This window comes from Pontibacter ummariensis, assembly GCF_900188175.1.
GTDB lineage: Bacteria > Bacteroidota > Bacteroidia > Cytophagales > Hymenobacteraceae > Pontibacter > Pontibacter ummariensis.
This window is the reverse complement of sequence record NZ_FZOQ01000005.1, coordinates 98,054-110,322: the sequence shown is the minus strand read 5'-3', so window position 1 is coordinate 110,322 and position 12,269 is coordinate 98,054. Positions and strand designations below refer to the sequence as shown.

15 protein-coding genes are annotated in these 12,269 nt (G+C 53.6%); 10 read left to right on the top strand and 5 right to left on the bottom strand.

Features of this window, described 5'->3' with window-relative positions; all coding sequences use genetic code 11:
* Positions 1-225: 225 nt before the first annotated feature.
* Complete coding sequence (locus tag CHB92_RS07255; protein ID WP_089318526.1) at positions 226-585, bottom strand: hypothetical protein; 360 nt, start codon at positions 583-585, stop codon at positions 226-228.
* Positions 586-724: 139 nt separating this feature from the next.
* Here CHB92_RS07255 and CHB92_RS07250 point away from each other — a divergent pair, with 139 nt between their 5' ends.
* From CHB92_RS07250 to CHB92_RS07230, 5 genes are all read left to right on the top strand, one after another.
* Positions 725-976 carry a hypothetical protein gene (locus CHB92_RS07250; protein WP_089318525.1) on the top strand — a complete coding sequence of 84 codons (252 nt, stop codon included), beginning with the start codon at positions 725-727 and terminating at the stop codon, positions 974-976.
* 131 nt (positions 977-1,107) lie between these two features.
* Positions 1,108-1,308: a hypothetical protein gene (locus CHB92_RS07245; RefSeq protein ID WP_089318524.1), complete on the top strand. Its 201-nt coding sequence runs from the start codon at positions 1,108-1,110 to the stop codon at positions 1,306-1,308.
* A gap of 9 nt (positions 1,309-1,317) precedes the next feature.
* On the top strand, positions 1,318-1,755 hold the full coding sequence (locus CHB92_RS07240) for a hypothetical protein (protein WP_089318523.1): 438 nt from the start codon (positions 1,318-1,320) through the stop codon (positions 1,753-1,755).
* Between the two features lie 5 nt (positions 1,756-1,760).
* Positions 1,761-2,069: a hypothetical protein gene (locus tag CHB92_RS07235; protein WP_089318522.1), complete on the top strand. Its 309-nt coding sequence runs from the start codon at positions 1,761-1,763 to the stop codon at positions 2,067-2,069.
* Between the two features lie 73 nt (positions 2,070-2,142).
* A complete protein-coding gene (locus tag CHB92_RS07230) occupies positions 2,143-3,081 on the top strand; it encodes an ArdC family protein (RefSeq protein WP_089318521.1) in 939 nt (312 codons plus the stop codon).
* Positions 3,082-3,234: 153 nt separating this feature from the next.
* Here CHB92_RS07230 and CHB92_RS07225 read toward each other — a convergent pair whose 3' ends face one another.
* The 4 genes from CHB92_RS07225 to CHB92_RS07210 all read right to left on the bottom strand — a co-directional run bounded on the left by CHB92_RS07225 (position 3,235) and on the right by CHB92_RS07210 (position 7,049).
* Entirely contained in the window at positions 3,235-3,474 is a 240-nt protein-coding gene (locus CHB92_RS07225; protein WP_089318520.1) for a hypothetical protein, read from the bottom strand.
* Between the two features lie 149 nt (positions 3,475-3,623).
* Entirely contained in the window at positions 3,624-4,253 is a 630-nt protein-coding gene (locus CHB92_RS07220; protein ID WP_089318519.1) for a DUF2911 domain-containing protein, read from the bottom strand.
* A gap of 209 nt (positions 4,254-4,462) precedes the next feature.
* Positions 4,463-4,672 carry a heavy-metal-associated domain-containing protein gene (locus tag CHB92_RS07215; protein WP_089318518.1) on the bottom strand — a complete coding sequence of 70 codons (210 nt, stop codon included), beginning with the start codon at positions 4,670-4,672 and terminating at the stop codon, positions 4,463-4,465.
* Positions 4,673-4,781: 109 nt separating this feature from the next.
* A complete protein-coding gene (locus CHB92_RS07210) occupies positions 4,782-7,049 on the bottom strand; it encodes a heavy metal translocating P-type ATPase (protein ID WP_089318517.1) in 2,268 nt (755 codons plus the stop codon).
* A gap of 511 nt (positions 7,050-7,560) precedes the next feature.
* Here CHB92_RS07210 and CHB92_RS07205 point away from each other — a divergent pair.
* The 5 genes from CHB92_RS07205 (at position 7,561) to CHB92_RS07185 (ending at position 12,263) form a co-directional block, all read left to right on the top strand.
* Positions 7,561-8,061 (top strand): hypothetical protein, encoded by a 501-nt coding sequence (locus CHB92_RS07205; protein WP_089318516.1) that lies wholly within the window; start codon positions 7,561-7,563, stop codon positions 8,059-8,061.
* Positions 8,062-8,261: 200 nt separating this feature from the next.
* Positions 8,262-8,849: a helix-turn-helix domain-containing protein gene (locus tag CHB92_RS07200; protein ID WP_089318668.1), complete on the top strand. Its 588-nt coding sequence runs from the start codon at positions 8,262-8,264 to the stop codon at positions 8,847-8,849.
* A 213-nt stretch (positions 8,850-9,062) separates the two neighbouring features.
* Positions 9,063-9,728, top strand: a complete 666-nt coding sequence (locus tag CHB92_RS07195) for a DUF2231 domain-containing protein (RefSeq protein WP_245842367.1) — start codon at positions 9,063-9,065, stop codon at positions 9,726-9,728.
* 73 nt (positions 9,729-9,801) lie between these two features.
* Positions 9,802-10,119: a hypothetical protein gene (locus CHB92_RS07190; protein WP_089318515.1), complete on the top strand. Its 318-nt coding sequence runs from the start codon at positions 9,802-9,804 to the stop codon at positions 10,117-10,119.
* A gap of 14 nt (positions 10,120-10,133) precedes the next feature.
* A complete protein-coding gene (locus CHB92_RS07185) occupies positions 10,134-12,263 on the top strand; it encodes a copper-translocating P-type ATPase (protein ID WP_179222981.1) in 2,130 nt (709 codons plus the stop codon).
* The last annotated feature ends 6 nt before the right edge of the window (positions 12,264-12,269 follow it).

Genomic DNA, 12,269 nt, shown 5'->3' with positions numbered 1-12,269 from the left:
TTCCCGTCGCTGGTCACCCTTCCGCCATCTGCCTCTCTGCGCTGCGCTGTGTTCTGCAGCTGTCAGAACAGTGACTTCCCCACCCGCGCAAAGCAGGCGCCTCCCTGCTATAGTCGAAGAAAGAACAAACAGATAAATATGGTATTACTAGACGTACAGGGTAAACAGAATAATACTTACTTACTGGGTAATCTACTGATACTACAAAAGGGAAAAAGAAGCAAGCTATGCTGTTAACGCTCTGTACTCCTCAAACTCCTCCTCTCCCATCAGATCACGCACATACTCCTCCTGCCCCACATCGTTCTTTTCTTGAACGTACCTGGTGAAGGAAAGTACGGTGCGGCACCATACAAATCCTTTAGCGGCCATGTCTCTGGCTATATTTAGGGGTAGGCCCTCCAGCCACTCCTCGTAATCCTGGTGCGAAGGCTCGTGCGCTGCCGCCGCCTGGTGATAGCGGTAGACAGCGTTGCCATAGCTGAACATCAGCTCGTGAAAGCGCCGCTCTGCCTCAGGGAGCTTCGTAATTGTTTCCTCCTGTGTTCTGTTGCAACGCTCCAGCGGGTGTTTGACTTTGATCATGTCTGTTAAATACAATCAATATTACAAAAGGGAAAAAGAAGGCGTTCTCCTGCTCTTAACAAGAGCGCAAGATACGCTCTTGTAGGAACATGTTGTACATATAAAACAAGAAGCATAACTTTGCGTACACCCTTTCAAAATGGCAGCAGATAAACAGCAGGTCCCTAAGTATGTCACTCCCTACAAATACGCAAAGATTTGTGGCGTATCCGCTACTGCCATCAATAACCGAATAAATAATAAGCAATTGGAAGTTGTGGACTTGGAGAACCCGATTGATGGCACCGTGAAGAGGTATATTGATACGGAGAAATATCCGCCAGCCCAGACAATTGCAGAAATGAGAAATTACCCGATCGAGTCCCAGCGTTGGGGGAAAAAGAAGGAATAATTTTTTATGTTTTATATTGTATATATAAAACATGGATGCAGTCTTTAACGTATAATATAGTAAGAAAGGCAGGAAAGCCTTTTTTATTTCCCTCTCATGTTGTATATATAAAACATGTTTATTCTTCACTTATGAAAGCAACATTCCAAACCAGAGAAGGGCAACTTATCTGCAGGGCCAGCAGCCTCGACTACACCACCAGGCAGCGGGCTGTGAAGGTAGCCATGGCCAAAGGAGCCCAAACCCTGCAGTCTAGGGACGAGCGCGGGCGTGTGCAGGACCTGACACATATCCTCCAGAGCAGAGCTTTATCCATCCGTCACAACCTATAAACTAATCCCATGGAGACAACGACACAGCACAGAAACAGCCTGGAAACCGCCAGGTACACGGTTGGCCTCAAGACCTACAAAACAGCAGAGCGGGTAAAGATGCGCGAGGTGAAAATCTACCGCAACGGTGCCTGGATCTACTGCGATGCTTTTACAGAGGCAGAGCGGGAGACACATGAGGCGTGGGCAAAGGAGTTTCTGGAAGCGATGAAACGCAACGATACCCGGCAGCATCAGGTGCAGCCTGAGCAGGAGAAAGAGCCTGAAGAAATGCCAGTACAGGCGGTGCAGCAGCTGATTTGGGAGAACATCCTGAAACTGCGGGAGGCTGGTTTAATGACAAATAGAGAGGCCGCCAACCTTTGCCTGGTGCGCTTCACCTGGTCGGAGAGTGAGGCAAAGGCCAAGCTGACAGAACTAAAAGAAAGATACACCAACAGGAAATAGAAAATATGGAACAGTCCACACCATCCCCGGACATAAAGCAACCCTTCTACAGGTTGGCAACCAACAGTCGTGCCGCTGAAGGCACGTTTGATATCTCTCCCCTGCTTCAGGTGCTCACGCAAGAAAACACCCCACTGGAGATGGCCCGCTCCCTAGACAAGGTGTACACGCTGCTGGCTGAGTACCTGGTCAGCGACGCCCATACAAGCGGAATGCACTACGCCGGCCTCCTCTCCGATGTACGGCGAATGCGGGACGCCCTGCTGCAGGGAAGCGGTCCCTTCGGTACCCGCAAACAGCCCGCCAACGGCTAAACAGGCAGCAAAAAGCTTTTACACCATGTTATAAAGTAGTACTTATCTCATATATCCACTAAATTCCATTCCTATGAACGCATTCGAAAAATTCAACCAGTTGGCAGAGCAGGTAACAAATGAGGTCATCACGCAGCTGGAGCAGGGCAAGGTGCCCTGGCAGAAGCCCTGGACCTCCTACGGCCTCCCGAAGAACTACCTATCCGGCCGGCACTACGAAGGCTTCAATGCTTTTTACCTCCACTACATCACCGAAGAGAAACACTTCACCACACCTTACTTCCTCACTTACAAGCAGGCAAAGGAACTGTGCGGGCACGTGAAGAAAGGCGAGAAAGGCACCCCCATCCTCTACTGGAAAATCAGAGAGGAGAAGGACGGTGAGAATGCCGATGAGCAGGCAGAAGAGGAAAGTGGGGGAACTGGGAGAAAGTTTGTCCCCTTCATCTGGACCGTGTTCAACATTGACCAGGTAGAGGACGTGGACTTTGCCCTGCCTGCAGCCGTGGAGCGCACGGAGCTGCAGGTGATAGAGGCGTGTCAAAAGGTGGTGGAAAGTTATCCCCTGCCGCGCCCCCACATTGTGCACGGCGGCGCGCAGGCCTACTATGCCCCTGTGAGTGACAGGGTGCAGCTGCCGGAGCTGAAGTATTTTGTTTCTCCCCACGCCTACCACGCCACACTCTTCCATGAACTCATTCACTCCACCGGCCACCCCCATAGGCTGGACCGCTTCACAGAAAAGACCAGCCGCTTCGGAGACGAGGACTACAGCAAAGAGGAGCTGATTGCCGAGATGGGCGCCAGCTTCCTCTGTGCCTTCACCGGCATCCGGGAGGCGGTGTTCGAGAACTCAGTTGCTTATCTGCAGGGGTGGGTCAGCAAATTCAAGGACGACAAGGCCATGCTAATCTACGCCGGCACCAGGGCGTTCAAAGCAGCCAGTTACATCCTGGACCTGAAGGCAGAGGAAAGCAAGCCGGCGCTGCCTGCCGTTGCCACGGCTGCTTAAGTGGAGCAGAGGGGCTGCCTGGAACTGCCGGACAGCCCCTTTGCTCCCATTACAGGCTCAGGTTATGCAACGTGCTCAGGGAGTAAAAGCCATGACCACTTCACGTTCGCGGCGGGTTTTTTATGTGAATGCTGCGAAGACTCCTCCCCAGCTTTACAAGTCCCCGCCACTAATGCCCATCACGCGAAGAACTTCAGCTTTGTAACCCGCCTCTTCCATGGCATTTACCACTGCCTGAGGGCTAAGGTTAGTACCTGACACGCTGAGCACTTTGTCCGCACTGCCCGTATCGAGGCTCCACTTGCTCAGGTTGTCCACCCTCTCCAGAAAGGGCGCTACTTTTGATAACCCTGACTGGCTCTCCACATCAGTTTTGAATTTGATAATTTCCATAGCAATAGGTTTTGTACAGCAAATCAATGATGCAACTCTTTATTTATGCAACTTATTAAAATTCGCTACTACTGTACTCTTTTTACAAGAGCAGGGTTATGAGCAGCAAATTGTGTGGCATTCCCAAAGCGCGAGCACAGATGCCTACACTAAACGCCCACCGGGAGTGTCAGCTTTAGCTTATCCCATGTCATCACAACAGCACCTTTATCCTGGCCTTGGGGGACAATCTCATAGCGCAGCCGCTCCTGGTGCTGCGCTGCCGTCTCAGGCTCCACGGTGAAGCGCACCACGTCTTCTGCTTCAGCGTAGTCATCCGCCAGGTGCTGTTCCCAGTTTTTGTTGATGATGACAGTCCACGCCTTCTCCCCGGGAATGGTAAACAGCGCATACTTTCCTGCCGGCAGCGGCTGTCCTCCAATCGTGATCGGCTGGTCCGTCTGCAGGCTGGTAGCCGCGTGCGCACCTGTCACCCACACCTGGTTGTGAGCGACAAGCCCGCCCCAGATCACCCTGCCCCGCACAGCCGGGGAATGGTAGGCAACCGTTAAATGCGCAGGGCCTATCATCCCGTGCGCCTCCGCTTTGAGGCTGCCTTTCAGCGTGTCAGGCTCTGACTGAACCCCTATCGCCAGCGCTCTTTCCGGCTCTTTTGCCTCTTTGGTCGTGGCGTGGTGATTGGCATGCTCAGGTGCTTCCTCTACTGCCGGTTCCTGGCCGCAGCCAGAAAGAAAGGCACAGCACACTAGAACAAAAAAAGAGTTGTATAGCTTCGTCATCTTGTTGATTGGTTTTGAAGGGTGTAAATAAGAACCTTTGAATTAGAGTGTAAATATCACCTAAAGCGCCCACATTTCAAGCCGCAGGTGCTAAGCCGCCTGAAAATAAGGAACGGGCTCTTCCTCCGGTGAGACCCGTTAAAGCAGCCTGGCCAGAAAAAAAGCCGGTGCACATTTAGAAGATGTGCACCGGCTTTAAAGGAAATATACTACAAAGGCTGCGCTTTGAAGCCTGCCTTCTCTATGGTGGCTACAATCTCATTTGCAGAAAGGGTATCTGTCTTCACTGTCAGCACCTTGTCTTTCTGGGTGGTGTCCACGCTCCACTCTTGAACGCCTTCAGTGGAATTCAGCACAGGGGTTACCTTGGAGACACAGCCTCCGCAGTTGATATTGGTTTTGAATTGTAAGTCTTTCATGGTTTCACTTTTTAAATTGTACTACTTGATTTTACTTTTTAAGGTAAAGCAGGCTGATGTCCTGCCTGGTACTTACCTACTTGATTTTTTCATTGCTTTTAGGTGCTGCCTATAGCTGCTGCACCTTCAGCCGCAGGCTGTTCGTGACCACTGACACAGAACTCAGGGCCATGGCCGCGCCTGCAATCATGGGATCCAGCAGAAAGCCGTAAGAAGGGTAAAGCGCGCCCGCCGCGATCGGAATGCCTATCAGGTTATAGATGAAGGCCCAGAACAGGTTTTGTCTGATGGTCCGTACCGTTTGCTTCGAGAGCTTCAGCGCTTTTGGAATCTGTAGCAGGTCTGATGAGATAAGCGTCATTTTGGCGACATCCATGGCGATGTCGGAGCCCTTGCCCATGGCAATGCTTACATCCGCCTGCGCCAGGGCATGCGAATCGTTGATGCCGTCCCCTACCATGGCCACTACTTTTCCCTTTGCCTGCAGTTCCTTTACAAAAGCCGCTTTCTCAGACGGCAGCACCTCCGCTACAAAGTTTTTCACGCCCACCTGCCTGGCGACGCTGGCCGCTGTCTGCTGGTTATCACCGGTGAGCATGTACACTGCTACTCCCTGCTCCTGCAGCGTGCGTATGGCTGACGCAGAATGCTGCTTTATCTGGTCGGCTATGGCTACCAAAGCCACAGCCGCTTTATTTTCTACAAAGAAGATGACGGTCCGAGCCTCGGCACGTAGGGCTGCTGCCTTGCCTGCCAGCTCCGGCGCAATACGCACCCCTTCCTCTTCCAGCAGCTTAGGATTGCCTGCTAGGTACAGGTTGCCGTTGAAAGAAGCCTTCACGCCGCGCCCGGTCAGGCTATCGAAGGAGTCGAGCTCCAGAGACCTTGTCTCCTGCTCCTTCAGGTGGCGCACCACGGCTTCCGCGAGCGGGTGCTCCGACTGCAACTCCAGGGAGAGCAGTACTGCTTGTAGATTTTGCCTTTTGGCGCCGGTTCCATCGGCCCATGCAATGTCTGTCACGACAGGTTTTCCCTCTGTGATAGTGCCTGTCTTATCGAGTATGATGGCATTCACTTTATGGGCCTGCTCCAGGCTTTCCGCGTCTTTGATGAGGATGCCGTTTTCAGCACCCTTGCCCACGCCCACCATGATGGCCGTTGGGGTGGCCAGACCGAGCGCACAGGGGCAGGCAATCACGAGCACGGTCACCAGGGCCAGCAGTCCCTGCGTCAGGCCGCTGTCCCCACCCAGCGTTAACCAGGCGGCAAAGCTGACAAGCGCTATCACCAGCACGACAGGCACAAAGATGCCGGCTACTTTGTCCACCAATTTCTGCACCGGGGCCTTGGAGCCCTGCGCTTCCTGCACCATCTTGATGATGTGCGCCAGCATGGTCTCACTGCCCACCTTCTCGGCTACAAACCGGAAACTGCCTTTCTGGTTAATGGTGCCTGCGTAGACTTTGTCTCCTTTCTCTTTGGCCACCGGTACGGGCTCCCCTGACAGCATCGCTTCGTCGACGTAAGAGGCTCCCTGTGCCACCTCGCCGTCCACGGGTATTTTCTCGCCGGAACGCACCAGCAGCAGGTCCCCTTTCTGTACCTGGGAGATGGGCACCTCCCGCTCCTGGTCACCCTCTACCCGCCACACGGTTTTCGGCTGCAGGCCCATCAGCTTTTTGATGGCGGTGGAAGTGTTGGACTTGGCCCTCTCCTCGAGCAGCTTGCCCAGCATGATGAAGACAATGACTACGGCAGCGGCCTCAAAATAGACGTGCGGCTGCACGCCACGCGCCAGCCAGAACTCCGGGAAGAAAGTGTTGAACACACTGAAGCCAAAGGCGATGCCTGTGCTGAGCGACACCAGCGTGTCCATGTTCGCTTTGCCGTTCCGGGCCTGCCTGTAGGCATTGATAAAGAAGCTGCGGCCAAAGTAAAACAGCACCGGCGCGCTCAGCACCATCATGATCCAATTTCCGTACGGCATGTCCATGAAGAACATCCCGATGATGAATACCGGCAGGGTGAGAAGGGCCGCCGCTACCGTGCGCTTCTTTAGCGCCTGGTAATGGTACTGCTGCGCCTCCTCCTGTTTCTCCTGGGCGTTCTCCTGGTCAATGATCAGGTCGAAGCCGATTTCCTGTACATTTCGCTGTATGTCTGAAAGCGTAACTTGGTTGGGGTCATAGGACACCTGCAGTGTCTGGGAGGCAAAGTTCACCGTCGCCTGTGACACCCCCGGCTGCGTTCCCACCATGGACTCCACGCTGAGGGCGCAGGAGGCGCAGCTCATACCGGTCACCGGCAAAGATGCTTTCTGCTCCTTTCCGGCAGCTTGGCGGCTTGTCTTACCCGGCGCTATAGTTTTGCTTTCCATATTTCTAGCTCATTTTGCCAATTAGATACTATAAAGATACGTCCCTTCCATGCCCTGGCTCTTACAAAATTCCCGATAAGAGTTATAAATTCTCTCATATGGAGCGGTAGAGGGCACTAAACGGCCCTTCACCTGATACACACGTAAACAATGCCCTGTATGTACAGAAGGCATTCAAAGGCATTCAAAGGCATTCAAAGGCACGGCAAGGATGCTTTGTTTAACAAAAGGGAGAGACAAATCGTTGCTGCTTCTCAGGGTGCGCTGCAGTCCCGACGCAGGTTTCAGGGGATACTCACGCTGTGTAAGCCATCAGGCTGACCTGCATAGAAAATATGTAAAAGGATTCGGTAATTATGTAAAAAGCCCCGCTTGCTCCCGCTGTACCTTTGTTCTCGGGCGGTTTGATTGTAAACCAATAATATTATGAGTTTTGTATATTTATATTCTTAAAAATATTTATATGCTTACAAGATAGAGCCCCGTTAGCCAGCAGCTACTGTTTTGCTTCATGAGAAAAACCGGGTACAATAAGAAGATACGTTTGAAGGGGCTGTTTTTCCTGACGGCCTTCCTAAGCCTGTACCTTATCCAGCTGGTCTGCAACGTACCCCACCTGGTGCAGCGGCTTCAGCCCATCGCCTCTACCCCGGCACATCATCACGGGGCAGCACACGGCGGTCACAGCCACACGCATGGGACAGACGCCACCAATGCTTCCAGCCACCAGGATGACGGGCACGCGCACGGCAAGGAGGCGCATTCAGCTTCGTCAACGGAGGATGCAGGGTGCTGCGCCGGGCAGGAGTATGCCCCTTTTGTGAAGGCCTCGACTTCCATTGAGCTTCCGGCGCTTGAAAGAGCACCGTTTCCCTTTATGGGTAGTTTGAGCCAGGCGACCTTGGGCTTTCTGTACAAGCTCCCTTTCCAGGAGGTGTCACACGCCCCCCCCGACGCTCCTGTTCCTAAAATACCTGATATCAGGATATTCCTGCACTCTCTTGTCATTTGATGCACAAACTCTACCTGTACTGCATCAGGGATAGCTATGCTTTCCCTGATGCAGCGCCCTCTTGTGTCTTCTTGCCTTCCTTATTTTTCCGGCTGAAGCAAGGCAGCAAGCGGCTTGAATAAGTTTGTACATTCTTACATCTAATGAAGCGGGAACCTGCTCTTCCGGCAGCTGCCTTGCTTCACACACTGTTTGTGATAATGAGTAAAGAGAGTTTGCACCAGAAGGTGCTTCGCATTAAAAATATGGTATGCCCCCGCTGCATCATGGTCGTGCGCGAGGAACTGGAAAGGCTGGGCCTGCATGTACTGGAGGTGGAGTTGGGTTCGGCTGTCATCGACGGGAATGAAGAGCTAAACGAGGCCGCCGTGGAAGGGGCGATGAACAGCAAAGGGTTTGAGCTGCTCCACGATAAGCGGGAGGAGCTTGTGGAAAGTATCAAGGTGGCAGTCATTAACGTGATCTACACAGAAAAGATAGCTACCCTTACCACCAACCTGTCTACCTACCTGGCTGAGGAGCTGGGTAGGGATTACTCTACCATCAGCACTGCCTTTAAAGCGTCCGAGGGAATAACCCTGAACCGCTACATCATACTACAGAAGGTAGAGCGTGTCAAAGAGCTGCTAACCTATGATGAGCTTGCGCTTAATGCTGTTGCGACCAAGCTGGGCTATAAGAGCCTGCAGCACCTGTCGAGCCAGTTCAAAGAAGTTACCGGCACAACGTGCATGAAGTACAAAAAGCAGGGCGGCACAGACCGCCATACGATCGACAACCTGCACTGACCTACAGCCCCATAGATATGTAACGCTGCTCCATAAATATATAAAACTGCTTTAGGCTCGGTAAAGTACTGTAAGTATGTCTTTAGGTGTATCGCGGTGCCTGTTTAGCAGGGCAATGCGGAATGCCTGTGCGAGTAGGGTTATAAGTCGGGGTAATGTTAGGTACCGTGAAAAGGTTTTACAGCAACATCCAACACATCCAAGCCCTTACAAATGATGAAGAACACCCTATTGACAGTCCTACTCATGCTGCTGATGTGCCTTTTCCATACAAAGCCTTTACAGGCACATGGAGGCGCGAAACATGGAAAGGCAGCCCAGACAGAAGACAAGGCGCAAAAGCCGGACACTTCTGCTGTAGAGCGTGTGGCACCCGATGAGCATGCAGCCCACGTGGAGGAGCCTGCTACGGCACATGCCAGGCCGGAGGATTTCCCAAACAAGCACCCCTTGGTCGTGCACTTTCCCATCGTGCTGCTGTTAATAGCTGCTGCCGTACAGCTGTGCAATGTCCTGTTCCTGCGCAGGGAGCTGGATTGGATGACGACCGTAGCTACCCTCATAGGCTTTAGCACAGCTTACTATGTAACCAACATAGACCACCCGCATGCTGTTGGCCTAACTGCGCACGCCAGGCTGGTGCTTGACCAGCATGATCGCTTTGCCGTTTGGACTGTCTACCTCAGCGGAGTCGGACTGGGGGCCCAGTTGCTGAACCAGTTCCTCTTCAAAGGCAGGCGCTGGAGCGTAGCGGTCGTAGCACTGGTCCTTGCAGGTGCGGCCTATAGCGTGGCCATGGCGGGACATTATGGGGCGCAGCTCGTACACATAGAGGGAGTCGGCCCACAGGGCAAGTACCTGGAGACAGACCACCACTAAGTGGAAAGGCGCAGACTCCATAGCTGCGCCTTTTTATTTAGCCTTTTACCTGTACAAACAAAAGTGAAGAGAAATGAGCAAGTACAACTATGACACGTTATCCGAGGCACTTGAGGACTTAAAGGAAAGGGGGTATACGGCAGACTTTGGTTTACGGCCGTATTGCCTGGAGTGCCTACGGCTACAGCTGGAGCTAGGGGCTGGGGAATTCGAAGTCGATGAGGTTCATCAGTTTAAAGATGCCAGGCGCCCTGCCCAAGTTAGTTCAGCTGTGTACGCTATTTCCTCTAACAAAGGAATCAAGGGGGTGTTGGTGGATACACGTGGAGTGTGTGCCGACTCCGTGATACCTGAAATGGCCCTGAAATTAGGAAAGAGTCACTTGCATTGAAGCTACCGAAAGTTATGAAACATGAACATGAACACGGCCACCATCATCATCATGCCAAAAAGCAGGCTGAGAAGGAGACAGGCCGAATAGAAGAGCGCCTGGAGGAGAAAACACTGCATGGGCACAGCGATGCCATGCCCCACGGAGAAGGCACCCCTCCGCCTCACGGTGAGCATGTAGGGCACGGCGGCGGGGGGCACGACCACCACCGCATGATGATTGAGGATTTTAAGAAGCGCTTCTGGATATCACTGGTGCTGTCGGTGCCTGTCATTGTGCTCAGTCCGATGGTGCAGCACATCCTCGGCTACTCGCTCGCCGTGCCCTACAGCATGTACATCGCCTTTGTCCTGTCCAGCATCATCTTCTTCTACGGCGGATGGCCTTTCCTCACAGGACTGGCAGAGGAAGTGAAAAAAGGGGCTCCAGGCATGATGACGCTCATCGGCGTGGCCATCACGGTGGCTTACCTCTACAGCACAGCCGTCACGTTTGGCCTGGAAGGTATGGACTTCTTCTGGGAACTGGCCACGCTGATCGTGGTGATGCTGCTGGGGCACTGGATAGAGATGAAGTCAGTGCTGGGTGCCTCCAAAGCACTGGAGCTACTGGTGAGCATGATGCCTGCCGAAGCGCAGGTGATTCGGAACGGGCAGCCAGTGACAGTAAGGGTAGAGGAACTTCGGCAGGGAGACGTTATCCTGGTAAAGCCCGGTGAGAAGATGCCTGCCGATGGTACAGTGGTACAGGGAGAAAGTTACCTGAACGAAAGTATGCTAACGGGAGAGAGCAAGCCTGTGCAGAAGGTGAAAGGCGACCAGGTGATTGGAGGCTCCATCAATGGCAACGGCTCTCTGCAGGTACAGGTGGTAAGCACCGGCAAAGACAGTTATCTGAACAAGGTGATTAACCTGGTGCAGGAGGCGCAGAAAACGAAGTCAGAGACGCAGCGCCTGGCGGACAAGGCAGCGAAGTGGCTCGCATACCTGGCGCTGACAGCCGGCTTTGGCACGCTGACAGCCTGGCTAATGGCAGGTGCCGAGCTGGACTTCGCCCTGGAGCGCATGGTGACGGTGATGGTCATCTCCTGCCCGCACGCCCTGGGACTGGCCATTCCGCTGGTGGTGGCCATCTCCACGGCCGTCTCCGCTAACAACGGCCTGCTCATTCGCAATAGAACTGCTTTCGAAAACTCGCGCAACATCACCACCATCATCTTCGACAAAACGGGGACCCTGACGCAGGGCTCCCACGCCGTAGCGGAGGTAGGGGTGTTTCAGCAGACTGTAAACGAGCGGGACCTGCTGAGGTTGGCAGCCGGTGTGGAACAACACTCGGAGCATTATATCTCGCAGGGTATCCTCAAAAAGGCAAAGGCCGAGGGCATTACCGTGCCAGCCTCCGATTCCTTTCACTACCTCCCCGGAAAAGGGCTGGAAGGCACAGTGGAGGGACACGACGTGAAGGTGGTTGGCCCGAACTACATCAAGGAGTTCAATGTGCAGGTGCCCCAAAGTCAGGCAGAAGAAGGGGTGGAGACGGTAGTGTATGTGCTGGTGGAGGGTAAAGTGGCAGGCTATATCACGCTGCGCGATCAGATACGTCCTGAGTCTGCAGAAGCCATCCGGGTGCTGAAGGAGAACGGCATCAAGAACCTGCTGCTCACCGGCGACAACGAGCGTGTGGCCCAAAGCGTGAGTGACAAGCTGGGCATGGACGGCTACCTGGCCAACGTGCTGCCGCACCAGAAGCAGGAGAAGGTGAAGGAGCTGCAGGCACAGGGAGAGTTTGTGGCCATGACGGGGGACGGCGTGAACGACGCCCCTGCCCTGGCGCAGGCCGACGTGGGTATCGCCGTGGGTTCGGGCACGGACGTGGCCGCCGAGACAGCCGACATTATCCTGGTGAACAGCAACCCGCAGGACATCGCCTCCCTCATCCTTTTCGGGAAAGCCACCTACCGCAAAATGATTCAGAACCTGATCTGGGCCACAGGATACAACATTATAGCACTTCCGCTGGCAGCAGGCGTATTATATAACCAGGGCATCATGATTTCCCCGGCTGTCGGTGCCGCCCTGATGAGCCTGAGCACTGTCATTGTCGCCGTCAACGCGCAGCTGCTGCGAAGGCAGATAAGATAACGTAAA